Below are 13,529 nucleotides of genomic sequence, written 5' to 3' on the forward strand. Positions count from 1 at the left end.
AGGGCGTGAGTTGAACGGCGCGCGCCGCTTAGACTGCGTCGCGCACCCGCATGATCGTCTGGCGGCTCGTGCCAAATCGCCGAGCAAGCGCGGCCACGCTTGCCCCCGCGTCCAACTCGCGCAGCACGTCCGCCCGCTGCTCGTCCGAGAGTGCGGACGGCCGCCCCATCGCCTTGCCTTCCGCCTTCGCGCGAGCGATACCAGCGCGTGTGCGCTCAATCAACAGATCCCGCTCGAATTCGGCCACCGCGTTCAACACCTGCATCGTCATCCGGCCGGCCGCGCTAGTCAGATCGACGCCGCCCAGGGCGAGACAATGAACCCGGATACCGCGTTCGGCCAATCCCTCGACCGTGGCCCGCACGTCCATCGCATTGCGGCCGAGTCGGTCGAGCTTCGTCACGATCAACACGTCGCCTTCTTCCATCTTGACGAGCAACTGCGCAAACCCCGGCCGCTGATCGGCGCTTACGCTTCCCGAAATGCTTTCCGACACAACGCGGCGCTTGTCGACCGAGAAGCCGGCCGCCTCGATCTCTCGTAACTGGTTCGCGGTGGTCTGGTCGGACGTACTGACACGGGCATAGGCAAAGGTTCGGGACATATCGGGCACTCAATCTGTACGAAATAGATGTCCGAATGTAAGGCAATGTCCAAAACATTTCAACCCTTATTTACGGACAGGGCAAAATGCCCCTGTCCGCAAAGGATCGGTTTTGGACACTGTTGCCGACTATGAGCCAGGGCATATCGCTTGACGCATGGCTCCGTGCATTCCGATGAGCTCTTTCCAACAGCGTTCCGTATGTCGTCTATCTGGCGTGGCTGTTGAACCGGCTATACTTCCCTGGCTTCGCCTGGTCCGGGTCGTCACACGATCGGCGATGCCAATGCTCATAACGAGACTCGGAAGCTCGAAAATGTTAAACAGGATTGTCGTCGGGGACCTTGCAAGCGCCGATAGCGAATTGCAAGGCGTTTTGAGAGACCTGCGCTTGCGACTGTTGCGCATGGAAATTGCCTCGCGTACTTTGCGAGGAAAGCAAGAGAACGCTCATTCGATCCCTCTGTATGGCCCTTACCTGGGGCGAGCGTATCTTGAAACGGCGTGTACCGCTCTTTTGGCGCGCTTGGACCCCTTTAGGGTTCTTGCAGCAAAGCGACATCAGGAAGCGTCCTATTACGAGTTCGAAGCACGAAGTAAATCCGGAATCCAGTGGACCGGCGATATCATTTCACCCGAAAAGCCCGGAACACAAATGTGGTCCATAAACACGAGGGAGAATGGATGTCGCTCTCTGTTAGGTCCATGGACAAACGAGCTAATTTGGATTCCCGCATTCGATAGATTAAGTGACGCCATTGCGAAATTTGGCGTTGTTCACGACTGGATTTCCGACCTATCGAATAAGCAGCCGGAGCGATTTTGCGCCGAACTTCGCAGCAGCCTAGAGGGACTCTTCTCAAAATTCTCAAAGGGCGTCCATAGTGAACTACTGTCCAATCCGGCCGCGGCCTTCGATGCCGTATCAATTGAGAGCGACTTTCACACTGTTGCCCAACGATTAACGTGCTTTGCGCTGCTAAGCCATTTTAGCGATCACTTCCTATACCGATGGAGTGAGCAAAAGGCGATCGACTTCGCAAATAGAATTGGGGGTTTTTGGAAATGAATGACGACGGTTTGGTCCTCGCCGCAGAAGACTGTGAAGAGACGGATTTCGTTCGTCTCCATCGCTTCACGGAATACGAAGACAGGATCATCAAAAGTCTAATGGCACACGGCCCCGTTCTGCTACGTGGTGGTCGCGGTAGCGGCAAGAGCGCACTTCTCATCGAAGCGACGCGTCGCGCCCGGATTTCGTTGCCTACGGCCTTGCCAGTCTATCTCAGCCTGCGCCATCTTCCGTTGTTGCAGTCGACCGGCAATGACTATCAACAATTCTTTACGCGCCTCCTTGTTGAAGCGGTAAACGAGGCTCTGAGCAGCACTGGATCAGCCGAACAACTAGCGTCAGGAATTGGACCGGAAGACATAAGATCCGCTCTCGTTGGGTTGGCTTCCAAGATAAACAAGCGGCTAATTTTAATGTTCGACGATGCAGCTCACATCGGCCGTGAAACAGATCTTGGAGATTTCTTTGGATTATTCCGCACTCTTTCCGGGAACGGAGTTTCATGCAAAGCAGCAATCTATCCTGGAGTAACTAAGTTTGGAACGCGTTTCGACGTCTACAACGATGCGACCGTTATCGACTTAGCCAGAGACGAACGCACCCCGGCCTTTTCGGAATTCTTTCGAGAAGTGATCGCCGCAAGATACACCGGATTAGAAAGCAGATTTACGAAATCCGTACTCGTGGACGAGGAACGAATTTTCAGATTTCTTGGTCGCGCAGTACTTGGAAATGCCCGAGCGTTCATCTTCACCTGCAATATTTTGAGCGAGCACGAGACTATCGGGTTAAATGAATTGACTTCCTCCTTCGTTAAACTCGGAGCAGACTACTACTGGCCGCTGCTTGACGAATTGAAGCCAAAGCTTGGAATTTATGAACCGCTCCTGGATCCAGCGCAGGACGTTGCCGAGCGATTGTTCAAGCATCTTGCGGAAAAACGTGCAACATCGGTGCTATTACACAAAGACCATCAGCATCGCCTCGTTAAGGTACTCGAAATTCTTGAATACGTGGGATTCATCTCTCGGCGCGAAGCGTCTAGAGCTCTGAAATCCGGTGGACGAGGTGGGCGGTATGCATCCAACCTCTGCACGCTCCTCGACCACGTACCGCAGCGCCGGATAACGCAAGATTTGTTTCTCGACTGGTCAGCCGCCACGGACGAGCCGGCGGAGATTTACTCCGCCAATGATGTACTCAATGTTTCTGTTCCCGAGCCAGACCTGTCGCGCAACCTGGCTGTCCTCGCGCTCGGCATAGAAGTACTTGGAAATAGAAACGTATATCCCTATGGATTGACCGAGCAGAAAATCAGAACGCTTCGCGATGCAGGCATAGTAACCATTGCAGATTTGGCCACCGCGCCAGACGAGGACCTTCGAAAACTGTCGGGCATTGGCACCAAGTTCTTTTTCCGCATCAAGAATACGGTTGCACAAGCCATATGGATGTAACGGGCTCCAAATACGTCAAGATCAAACCAAGTTGACCCGTGAGAAAATACCGCCCGCCGGGCCTAGGGCGATCGCCCGAAAGCCGGACACCTTCTCCGGCTGACTCGGCTTCGGGTCTGAAGGGCGTATGGAGAGCACGCATTGTTTGTCTTTAATGGTAGGCGACTTGGTTCTATTCATGCGCGGCGTCGCGTTCGGAGTTGGTTTCGAATTCCCGATTGGCGTAACCCAGCCGCGTACCCACCACCATCCGTCAGCGGCGACAGGTGGGCGTGGGAATTCCTGCGTCGGAATGAAAAGTTCATCAAGCAGCAGGCCGATTTCTGTAACCGGTTAGCACGCATTCCTCGCGAGCAGCGCCTTGCATCTCACCCCGACTTCGACGCGCATTCGAAATTCCTCATGGACTGGGGTATTGACTATTGGTACCCGCCGTCTTGGGTGTGGGGCTGGCCGCTAACTCTCGACGATGGAACCCAACAATTTGTGAACATGGAATTCGACGCACCATGCGGGTTCATTAGTGGCCCCGTAGACTCGTCACGATACTTTGACCGACCGTTGCGCGACACTGAGTACAGGGTGATTTTTGATGCCTCTATGCCAATTTCTCGGCAGCTAGAGCAAGTGAAATCCGTGCTGGAATTCCAGCAATCCAAACTCCCTGCTGCGCGGAAAGCTGCTAGACCTCGATGGAATTTGTTGCCTCGATATCTGCGTGCATTCGACGGGTTTCGCGCAATGAAAGACCTCGGGTTATCCGAAGCACAGGCACTAAACGAATTGGCAGATCAGTTCATGAACGAAAAACTGGACGTCGACGACGTCGACTATGTGCAAGATGCAAGAAACGCGCTCGACGCGGCTCGCCGATATATAGAGCACGACTATCGAGTGTTACCGATCATGAGAGGAGCACCGGTGTCAAGGTAGAAACCTCAGCCCTATAAATATAGCTTCCTCAAACCTGACGTTTGCGCTGTCGTGGAAATGACGACACTACTCTCGTGCCGTGCAGTCCCGCGCGGTTCCATTTCACCGGAGCGCAAATGGAAATACAAAACCCGCACCCTTCCCTCACTACAAATCGAGTTGTTCGCCTGCGTCCACTTACCGAACGCATCGGATTAAGCAAAAGCGAGATCTATAGGCAAATTCAGGCCGGAACGTTTCCTCGGCCCATTCCGCTTGGCGTGCGCGCTGTTGGCTGGCTCGAGCGCGACATCGAGGCATGGCTCGCTGCGCGTGCGAATCGGGGCCAACCACAATGACGAACGACACATCGAACGCACGCGCAGTAGCACGCGACGAGAAAAAGCGAGCCGACGCTGCTTTCTACAAAAGTGAATTGACGCGTCAGCGCGAGCGGTTCGCCAAAGCGCTTGGGCAAAGCGTTGACGAAGCCCGTCGCGAGGCCGCTTGCTGGATCGCGGCGGCGGCCACGGTGTTCGAACGCGATGCCGAACGCATGCCGTCGCGTGCCAAGCGTGCTGTCGAACTCCTCAAGCACGCGGTTTTCATGCTTGATCCGAAGGCCCCGGCATGACGTCTCGCCAAAGTTACTTTGCCGTGGTGAAGGGTGCGGCGAGTCGGCCGCCTCATGCGGCCGCCGCTGGCCCGTCCCTCCCCGATTTGCACATCGCGGCGGTGCGCAGTATCCTGTGCACGTCGTTGAGACAACAGCGACCCGGATTGGCGTCCGGAACATGCAAAAGGCGGACAACCGCCGCAGCGCGGTTTTTTTACGTCCGCACGCTAAGCGCCTTCAATGGTCGGGCCTTGGCGGGGGTGCCTTCGGGCACGCCGGTTTCCTTTTGCGCCGGTACGCCAACTCCGTCATGTGCTCGGCCACCCCAATTGGCGTTGGGGGCCGGGTTCCGAACTCAGCAAAAGGAGGTCGCACCCAATGCGCCAGTCGTCGCACGCCCGTACCGGGCAGCAATCCCACCTCATTCAATCCATTGTCCGCGCAGCTCTGCGCGACGCGGCAACCGCCAACACGTATCAGGACGCGCTCGATGCAACCGGCGCAGCATTGGCGGCCATCGCCGCGCTCGTCCGTGCGGAGGTGCGTCATGGCTGACCTGCGCTGCAAGATTGGCGATCTGGCGATCGTCACGCAATGCGATGCGCGTTCACGCATCGGCATGCTGGTCGAGGTGGCATCAGCTCGCCCGACGCCCGATCACGATTGGCGCGTGCGGATCTTGGGCGGCCCCGTCTCGGGGCGCAGCGCCTACGACCGGCGGTTCGGCGAATTCACGCACGCGGCCGTCTACGACTGGAACCTCACGCCGATTCGCGGCGAAGCGGAGCTGGATTGTGCGATCGATGTCGGGCAACTCCTCGCGTCGATTCTGGAGGTGCGCCATGTCTAAATATCGCCTGCCGAACGAAGTCACGATGATCGCCATGTGTGCGGCCCATCAGTTCGCCCAGCTCGAAGCCCTGTTCGATGCTGTCCGTTCGCATCTTGCGGAGGGCACCTACGAGCGAGCGCTCGTCGACATGGGGCAGAGCGTCGCGAGCCGGTATTCGGCCGAAATGCGCCGCACCGCGCAACCGGAGGTGTGTCATGACTGACCAGCGCATCCGAACCGCGGTTGTCGACGGATTCGACAACGCACCGCCGCTGGATACCGGCGCACCGATCGAGCTGCAATTCGCTGTCGACCTTGGCGCGATCTGCGCCGACGCATGGCTCGACCTGAAAGGCGACGTGCGGCTGCACGACTACGCGGCGCATCAAGCCGCTGCGTTCGCACGCGGCATGGAAGCTGCCATGCAGGACGCAGGCGACGTCGACGCGCACCGCGTGACGATCAGCCGTCAGGCGTTCGCGGCCGGCCTGATGGGGCGCGTGCAGCAGCACCTGTTTGCTGCGCTCGGCCTTGTCACGCGCGAACCGCGCACGACGCACTGAGGGGCGGTCATGGCAAAGACGAACAAGAATGCCGTGCAACCGTTCGCGTCGCACTTTGTGGCCGAGGTGAACCGTCCTGACCGTAACCGCATCGGCACGCGGATCAGTGACGCCATGGAACTGCTGGACAGCCTGCATTGGGCGGCCGACAAGGCTATGTCCGATGACGACTACTGGCTTGTGCTGAGCCTGTTCCGCGCGTCCCTGCCGTCGATCGGCGCGGCGCTGGAGGCGGCCAACGACGCCCTTGGCGAGTCGCGGCTCGGCCGCTACGTCTACAGCAACGACGTCACGGCCGGCGGAGCAGTTCTGTCGGTGCCTCGCGCAGCCGGTTGACGCTTCGCCGCTAGGCATCGCCGCATCATTCAATTCTTCGCGCGTCGGGTAGCTGCTTACCCGATATGGACTACTAATCGGAAGCCGACCGACGCGCGTCCAGTGGAAACCTATGAGTAACGCACCCATGTCCGAATTCGAGCGGGCGAGAGTCGCGCTCGGCTATGTTCCGCCCGACGACCGCGACACGTGGAGTCAGGTGGGGATGGCGCTTAAGGCCGAGTTTGGCGAAGAGGGCTTCGCTCTCTGGAACGAATGGAGCCAAGGCGCGCAGAACTACAAAGGCAAGGACACGCGCGATGTGTGGAAGTCGTTCAAGGGCGGCAAGATCACCATCAACACGCTGTTTCACCTCGCCAAACAAGGCGGTTTCGATCCGCGTGCGCATCGGGCGAAGCCGGTCGATCCAGCGGAGCGTGAGCGGCAGAAGGCCGAGCGCGCGGCCCGCGAAGCGGCCGAGCTGGCCGAACTGACCGAGAAGCAGCAAGCCGCGTCGGCGCTCGCCGAATCGATCTGGTCGGCGGCCGAGCCAGCGCCGGCCGATCACCCCTATCTCGTTCGCAAGCGCATCCCGGTCGACGCGCTGCGCGTCTATCGCGGCGGCTTGTGCATCGGCACGGCCGCGTGCGACGGCGCACTCGTCATCCCAGCCCGTGACGCGGACGGGAAGCTGTGGACGCTGGAGTTCGTCCTGACGGACGGCCAGAAACGCTATCTGCCGAACGGCCGCAAGGCGGGCTGCTTCTCGCTGATCGGCGGCACGCTATCTTCCGCGCCGTCGACGGTACTGATTGGCGAGGGTTACGCCACGTGCGCGACGCTCGCGGCCGCGACCGGCTATCCGGCCGCCGTTGCGTTCGACGCCGGCAACCTGCACGCGGTCGCGACGGCGCTGCGCGGCCAGTATCCGGACGCCCGGATCGTCGTTTGCGCCGATGACGACCACACGACGAAGGGCAATCCGGGCGTGACGAAGGCCCGCGCGGCGGCCGAGGCCGTCGCCGGCATCGTCGCGGTGCCCGACTTCGGTCCGAATCGCCCGGCGGCCGGCACCGACTTCAACGACCTGGCTACGCACCTCGGCCCCGATGCGGTGGCCGCCGCCGTGCACGCTGCGCTCGCTCCAGCCGGCTCGGCGGATCCCGGCAAGGACAAGGCTGCACTGCCCGCCGCGAAGCCCGCCAAGCGCCCGAAAACGGCCCGCGCGCAGGACGGCAAGTCGCGGTTCGTCGTCGACGACAAGGGCGTGTGGTTTCACGGCTTCAACAATCAGGGCGACCCGCTCCCGCCGCATTGGGTCAGCACGCGTATCGACGTGATTGCGGAGACGCGCAACGAGATGAACAGCGAGTGGGGCTACCTGCTCGAATTCACCGATCGCGACGGCATCCTGAAACGGTGGGCGGTGCCGGCCGGCCTCTTTGCCGGCGACGGCACGGAGCTGCGCCGCATGCTGCTCGATATGGGCGTAAAGCTTGGAGTGACGCAGATCGCCCGCACGCAGATCGCGAACTATGTGCAGATGGCGCAGCCGGACGAGCGCGTGCGCTGCGTGCCGCGCGTCGGCTGGCATCACGGCGCGTTCGTGCTGCCCGATCGCGTCATCGGCACCGGCAAAGAGGCGCTGATCTATCAGGCCGACACGCCGATCCAGAGCCAGTTCAAGGAGCGTGGCACGCTGGACGACTGGCAACGCGAGGTCGCAGCCTACTGCGTCGGCAATAGCCGGCTGCTGTTCTGCGTCGCTACCGCCTTCGCTGGTCCGTTGCTGCACTTCTCCGGGCTTCAGTCGGGCGGCTTCCACCTGCTCGGCACGACGTCCAAGGGCAAGTCGACGGGCGGCGTCATCGCCGCGTCCGTGTTCGGCTCGCCGGACTATGTGCGGAGCTGGAAGGCGACCGACAACGCGCTCGAAGCGGTCGCCACGCAGCATAGCGACGCGCTGCTGATCCTCGACGAAATCGGACAGGTCGAGCCGCGCTTGGTTGGCGATGTGATCTACATGCTTGCGAACGAGTCGGGCAAGGCCCGTGCGTCGCGTAGCGGCTCGGCAAAGCCGGTTCTCACGTGGCGGCTGCTGTTCCTGTCGAACGGCGAAAAGAGCGTGTCCGCGCTGATGGCCGAAGGCAACAAGCCGATGAAAGGCGGTATCGAGGTGCGCTTGCCCGCGATTCCCGCCGAGGTTGGCGAAATGGGCGTCGTAGAAAACCTGCACGGCTTCCCGACGCCGGCCGCGCTGATCGAGCATCTAGAGCGGCACGCCGGCCGGCACTACGGCACGGCCGGCCCCGCGTTTATCGAATGGGCGTCGTCGCAGGCCGACGAGCTGGCCGAGCATCTGCGCATGCGCGTCGATGAGCTGGTCGGGCAATGGGTGCCGGACGGCTCGCATTCGCAGGTCGCGCGCGTCGCCAAGCGGTTCTGCCTCGTCGCGGTGGCCGGCGAGCTGGCGACGGCGCACGGGCTAACGGGCTGGCCGCAGGGCGAAGCGGTCGAGGCCGCGCGTCGCTGCTTCGAAGGCTGGCTCGAACTGCGCGGCGGCACGGGTAATTCCGACGAGGCGGATGCGGTGCGGCAGGTGCTGCACTTCCTCGTCGCGCACGGCGACAACCGTTTCGTTTGGATGAACCGGGCGCAGGACGACCATCGACCGAACGCGCCGCACCGTGCGGGCTGGAAGCGACTCGTGAAACACGATAAGAGCAGCATCGCCATCGAGTCGGATCAAGCGTATTACGCTGAGTTCGGCGAGAAGATGAGCGCCGAAGACGCGGAAAGCGTCGAGACGGAATACCTGATCGAGTTAACCGTGTTTCGCAAGGAAGTATGCGCCGGTTACGACCATAGGATCGTCGAGAAGGCTTTGATGAAGCGGGGTGTGCTGATGCTGCGTAGCGATGGGCGTCCGTATCGACAAGAACATATCCCCGGCATGACAAAGCGCCTCATGGTCTATCGCGTCCTGCCGTCCATCTTCTCACTCGAAATCTAAGCTGCACCGCCGCCGTCCGGGAGGGCGGTGGCGGGCATCCCTTTGCGCGGCACTTTTGGCCCGTGCGTCAAAGTTACTTTGAGCGATACGCTCCAGATGGAACCGGGTCGGCGGTTGCCTCGACTCTTGCTGGGGATGTAACAATCCAGCCCGGTTTATCTCCAGTATCTCCAGCGTTCTCCAAATCGTTTGGAGACACACGAAGCCTTACCCCATAAGGCTTTGCGGCCGATTCGGGCGTTTATCTCCAAATCTCCAACTCGTTTTGCACTGAGCGGACAGGCGTCGACCGTCTGCGTCGACCGCGAAGCCAGACGGGGCGCGGCTCTCCGGGATTCGAAGGGCGTCGATGACGTGTTTTCGAGGGGGTGTCCGCGACGCGCCCCGATCGGGCATTGTTGCGCCGGTCGCAAGTGTCGGGGTGGCGGGAAAGCGGGGGACCCTGCGTCTAGGGCAAAGACGCGGGGGCTCACACCCGCGTGTTTTTCCTACTTCCGGCCCGCCTAAGGGGGGTCATATTCATACCAACGTGCAGGGGACCGACAGTGCGGTGCCAACTCTGAAAAATCGGTGGGAGGCGCGCCGCAAGGGGGTCATACGCGTGGCAGCACGGGTCTATCTTGCCGCCGCGATCGGGATGATCTTCGCCCCACCCTGTTTGTCGAGATAGTCCGCCCACCACTGCATCATGCGATGGCGCTCGGACAGATACTCGGCGTGGTTGTATGCCGCCCGCACACCGTCCTGTTCGGAGTGCGCGAGCTGACGCTCGATCCAGTCGGAATTGAAGCCCTTCTCGTTCAAGATCGTTGAGGCAAGACCACGGAATCCGTGCCCGGTCATGCGACTGCGATAGCCCATCCGGTATAGCGCGTACAGGATCGTGTTCTCGCTCATCTGCTGCAACGGTCTGCGGCTGTTCGGGAACAGCCAGCGACGGTGGCCCGTCAGCGCGCGTAGCTCGGAAAGCAGCGCGATCGTCTGCTCGGCGAGCGGCACGATATGCACGCGGCGCATCTTCATCTTCTCGGCCGGAATGCGCCACTCTCGGCGCTCCAAGTCGATCTCCGTCCACTCGGCCTGCCGCAGCTCGATGGTGCGAACGAACGTCAATGCCAGGAATCGCAAAGCGAGCCGGGTCTCGGGCTCGCCTTCATAGGAAGCGATCGAGCGAAGCAACTCCGGCAGCTCGCTTTCGCCGACTCGCGCCATATGCTTGACGGGCACCGCCTTCAATGCGCCTCGCAGGTCCGGCGACGGATCTCGCTCGGCACGGCTCGTTGCAACGGCATAGCGAAAGACTTGGCCGCATGTCTGCAACGTCTTGCGCGCCGTCTCGAACGCCTCTCGTCCTTCGATTCGTCGAATGACCGCGAGCAAATCCGGGGCGCCGATCGAAGAAATCGGGCGCTGGCCGATCAGGGGAAACACCTCGCGATCGAGCTGTTTCTTGACTCGGTTCGCGTGCGAAGCGCTCCATGTCGCTTGCTGCGCCTCGTACCACTCCAGCGCGACGGCCTCGAAGGTGTTCTGTGCGGCAATGGCGCGAGTCTGCTTCTCGACGTCACGCTCGAACGCAGGGTTCTTCCCTTCCGCTAACAGCCGCTTCGCTTCGTCACGCCTCGACCGAGCATCGGCGAGCGACGTCGCGGGATAGTCGCCGAACGTCAGCAGGTTTTCTTTGCCATTGAACCGGTATTTGAGCCGCCATTTCTTCGAACCACTGGAGCGCAGATCGAGATACAGGCCACCGCCGTCGAAGAGTTTGTTTCCCCCGGCCTCATCGAATCTAGCGTTGCGACACTTGGCGTCGGTAAGAGGTTTGGTTTTCATTGTTCGTCGGGGGTACGGCATACCCCCAAATCCCGGAAGTCATACCCCGAATCTTACCCCCAAATTTTGGGGATGCCCCGGCCTCTCACGGGACGTCCTGAAACAAAAAACCCGCGTCAGCGCTAGACTGGACGCGGGTTTTGGGACTTCCGGGTACTACTTGAAACTAGTGTTTGGTGCCGGCTGCAGGACTCGAACCCGCCACCTGATGATTACAAATCAACTGCTCTACCAGATGAGCTAAGCCGGCGTAAGCGGGAGATTCTACCTCATTTCACGATCTTGAGGCGAGGTCTGCTACCGCCTTTCGAGCCGTCGCCGTCGGTGTTCGGCGGCTCGTCGGCGCCTTCGGACGGCTCCTCGTTCGCCCCGCTTTCAGCGACCGGCGTCAACGGCGACGCAGCATCGTCGCTCGGCATGCCCTCGTCTTCGGCCACGCCCGAATCCTCGCCCTCACCCGCCACCGCCTCGACCTGGAACGCCATGCCCTGCCCGTTCTCGCGCGCATAGATCGCGAGCACGTTGGCCACCGGAATCTCGAGCTTGTGCGCCTTGCCGGAGAACCGCGCGGTGAACTCGATCCACTCGTTGCCCATCTGCAGCTGGCTCGTCGCCTCGAAGCTGATGTTGAGCACGATCTCGCCGTCGCGAACGAACTGGCGCGGCACGCGCGTCGAATTGTCGACCCTCACCGCGATGTGCGGCGTGTAACCGTTATCGGTGCACCACTCGTACAGCGCGCGCAGCAAATAAGGCTTCGTTGAAATCTCTTGCATCACAATCCTCTAACCGGAGCGGAGCGCGCGGCCCTCCGCGCGCGCCGCTCCGTCTTGCCCTTCGTCATGCCATCAACGACGCATGACCTTTTCGGACGGCGTCAGTGCTTCGATATACGCCGGACGGCTGAAGATCCGTTCCGCATACTTCATCAGCGGCGCCGCATTCTTCGACAGCTCGATCCCGTAGTGATCCAGACGCCACAAGAGCGGCGCGATCGCGACGTCGAGCATAGAGAACTCCTCGCCGAGCATGTACTTGTTCTTCACGAAGATCGGCGCGAGCTGCGTCAGGCGATCGCGGATCGCGAGGCGCGCCTTCTCGTGGTTCTTCTCGGCCGCCTTGCCCTTCTCGTTCTCGAGCGTGCTGACGTGCACGAACAGTTCCTTCTCGAAGTTGAGCAGAAACAGGCGCGCGCGTGCGCGCTGCACCGGGTCGGCCGGCATCAGCTGCGGGTGCGGGAAGCGCTCGTCGATGTACTCGTTGATGATGTTCGATTCGTACAGAATCAGATCGCGCTCGACGAGGATCGGCACCTGGCCGTACGGGTTCATCACCGAAATGTCTTCCGGCTTGTTGAACAGGTCGACGTCGCGAATCTCGAAGTCCATGCCCTTCTCGAACAGCACCAGCCGGCAACGCTGGGAGAACGGGCAAGTTGTGCCGGAATACAGAACCATCATATTTGCGTTTCCTCAAAAAAGCCGAGGGCCAGCGCGCGGAAGAACCCTCCTCCGGGTTCTGCCTTGCGCCGGCCCCACGCCGGTCAGGCGTGATTACTTGATATCTTTCCAGTATGCGGCATTGAGCCGCCAGGCCAGGAAAGTCAGGACGCCGAGGAACACCAGCACCCAGACGCCGAGGCGCTTGCGGGTCTGCTGGGCCGGTTCGGCCATCCATGTCATGTACGCCACCAGGTCGGCCACCGCAGAATCATAATCCACCGGCGACAGCGTCCCCGGGGTCATCTGCTGGAAGCCGACGAGCGCGCGCACCTTCTCGCCCGTCTCCTCGTCCGTCTTTTCCTCGAATTTCGCGATGCGCTGCCCCTGCAGCTGCCAGAGCACATGGGGCATGCCGACGTTCTCGAACACCGCGTTGTTCCAGCCGGTCGGCCGCGCATCGTCGCGGTAGAAGCTCCGCAGATACGTATACAGCCAGTCCCGGCCGCGCGCCCGCGCTTCGACCGACAGGTCGGGCGGCGTGACGCCGAGCCAGTTGTTCGCATCTTCGGGCCGCATCGAAACGGACATCGTGTTGCCGACCTTGTCGGTCGTGAACAGGAGATTCTTTTCGATCTCCTTCTGGGATATGCCCAGATCCGTCAGACGGTTGTAGCGCATCAGGTTCGCGCTGTGGCAGTTCAAGCAATAGTTTACAAACAATTGCGCGCCGTGCTGAAGCGAAACGAGATTTTCCGTGTTATCGGGCGCGCGGTCGAGCGGAAAATTGCCCTCCGCGGCCGCCAGCGGTGCCGTCAGCAACGCACAGGCGGTCGCCCCGATCAGCGCGAGCGTCGAAAGCAGTTTCTTCAT

The 13,529-nt window shown here is 60.9% G+C and carries 16 protein-coding genes, 1 tRNA gene and 1 pseudogene; 12 read left to right on the top strand and 6 right to left on the bottom strand.

What is annotated here, in order from left to right; genetic code table 11:
* Positions 1–28 precede the first annotated feature (28 nt).
* Positions 29–604, bottom strand: a complete 576-nt coding sequence (locus WJ35_RS09530) for a recombinase family protein (protein ID WP_069239083.1) — start codon at positions 602–604, stop codon at positions 29–31.
* Between the two features lie 316 nt (positions 605–920).
* Between WJ35_RS09530 and WJ35_RS31140 the strand changes: the two genes are divergently transcribed.
* From WJ35_RS31140 to WJ35_RS09565, 12 genes and pseudogenes are all read left to right on the top strand, one after another.
* Complete coding sequence (locus tag WJ35_RS31140) at positions 921–1,673, top strand: hypothetical protein (protein WP_124259947.1); 753 nt, start codon at positions 921–923, stop codon at positions 1,671–1,673.
* Entirely contained in the window at positions 1,670–3,133 is a 1,464-nt protein-coding gene (locus WJ35_RS31145) for a helix-hairpin-helix domain-containing protein (protein ID WP_124259946.1), read from the top strand. Before WJ35_RS31140 ends, WJ35_RS31145 begins: the two co-directional genes overlap by 4 nt.
* Before the next feature lie 141 nt (positions 3,134–3,274).
* Positions 3,275–3,490: pseudogene (locus WJ35_RS32725) on the top strand (transcriptional regulator domain-containing protein); the annotation flags it as partial.
* 45 nt (positions 3,491–3,535) lie between these two features.
* Positions 3,536–4,066, top strand: coding sequence for a hypothetical protein (locus WJ35_RS31150; RefSeq protein WP_134163167.1), 531 nt, complete (start codon positions 3,536–3,538; stop codon positions 4,064–4,066).
* 116 nt (positions 4,067–4,182) lie between these two features.
* On the top strand, positions 4,183–4,404 hold the full coding sequence (locus tag WJ35_RS29840) for a helix-turn-helix transcriptional regulator (protein ID WP_080484275.1): 222 nt from the start codon (positions 4,183–4,185) through the stop codon (positions 4,402–4,404).
* Positions 4,401–4,679, top strand: coding sequence for a hypothetical protein (locus WJ35_RS09540; protein WP_069239085.1), 279 nt, complete (start codon positions 4,401–4,403; stop codon positions 4,677–4,679). Before WJ35_RS29840 ends, WJ35_RS09540 begins: the two co-directional genes overlap by 4 nt.
* A gap of 360 nt (positions 4,680–5,039) precedes the next feature.
* Positions 5,040–5,216 carry a hypothetical protein gene (locus tag WJ35_RS31155; RefSeq protein ID WP_111442231.1) on the top strand — a complete coding sequence of 59 codons (177 nt, stop codon included), beginning with the start codon at positions 5,040–5,042 and terminating at the stop codon, positions 5,214–5,216.
* On the top strand, positions 5,209–5,511 hold the full coding sequence (locus WJ35_RS09545) for a hypothetical protein (protein ID WP_069239086.1): 303 nt from the start codon (positions 5,209–5,211) through the stop codon (positions 5,509–5,511). The genes WJ35_RS31155 and WJ35_RS09545 overlap by 8 nt, the downstream gene beginning before the upstream one ends.
* A complete protein-coding gene (locus tag WJ35_RS09550) occupies positions 5,504–5,716 on the top strand; it encodes a hypothetical protein (RefSeq protein ID WP_006765346.1) in 213 nt (70 codons plus the stop codon). Before WJ35_RS09545 ends, WJ35_RS09550 begins: the two co-directional genes overlap by 8 nt.
* Positions 5,709–6,056: a hypothetical protein gene (locus tag WJ35_RS09555; RefSeq protein WP_009908645.1), complete on the top strand. Its 348-nt coding sequence runs from the start codon at positions 5,709–5,711 to the stop codon at positions 6,054–6,056. The genes WJ35_RS09550 and WJ35_RS09555 overlap by 8 nt, the downstream gene beginning before the upstream one ends.
* Before the next feature lie 9 nt (positions 6,057–6,065).
* Entirely contained in the window at positions 6,066–6,392 is a 327-nt protein-coding gene (locus WJ35_RS09560; protein ID WP_069239087.1) for a hypothetical protein, read from the top strand.
* Between the two features lie 127 nt (positions 6,393–6,519).
* Positions 6,520–9,384 carry a DUF927 domain-containing protein gene (locus WJ35_RS09565; protein WP_069239088.1) on the top strand — a complete coding sequence of 955 codons (2,865 nt, stop codon included), beginning with the start codon at positions 6,520–6,522 and terminating at the stop codon, positions 9,382–9,384.
* A 615-nt stretch (positions 9,385–9,999) separates the two neighbouring features.
* Here WJ35_RS09565 and WJ35_RS09570 read toward each other — a convergent pair.
* The 5 genes from WJ35_RS09570 to WJ35_RS09590 form a co-directional block, all read right to left on the bottom strand.
* Positions 10,000–11,217 (bottom strand): tyrosine-type recombinase/integrase, encoded by a 1,218-nt coding sequence (locus WJ35_RS09570; RefSeq protein ID WP_069239089.1) that lies wholly within the window; start codon positions 11,215–11,217, stop codon positions 10,000–10,002.
* A gap of 174 nt (positions 11,218–11,391) precedes the next feature.
* Positions 11,392–11,467: transfer RNA gene (locus WJ35_RS09575), tRNA-Thr, on the bottom strand.
* 19 nt (positions 11,468–11,486) lie between these two features.
* A complete protein-coding gene (locus WJ35_RS09580) occupies positions 11,487–11,993 on the bottom strand; it encodes a ClpXP protease specificity-enhancing factor (protein WP_069239090.1) in 507 nt (168 codons plus the stop codon).
* 72 nt (positions 11,994–12,065) lie between these two features.
* Positions 12,066–12,677 carry a glutathione S-transferase N-terminal domain-containing protein gene (locus tag WJ35_RS09585; protein ID WP_006400565.1) on the bottom strand — a complete coding sequence of 204 codons (612 nt, stop codon included), beginning with the start codon at positions 12,675–12,677 and terminating at the stop codon, positions 12,066–12,068.
* A gap of 93 nt (positions 12,678–12,770) precedes the next feature.
* Positions 12,771–13,529, bottom strand: coding sequence for a cytochrome c1 (locus WJ35_RS09590; protein WP_059963044.1), 759 nt, complete (start codon positions 13,527–13,529; stop codon positions 12,771–12,773).

The sequence above is a fragment of the Burkholderia ubonensis genome (assembly GCF_001718695.1).
Taxonomy (GTDB): Bacteria; Pseudomonadota; Gammaproteobacteria; order Burkholderiales; family Burkholderiaceae; genus Burkholderia; species Burkholderia ubonensis_B.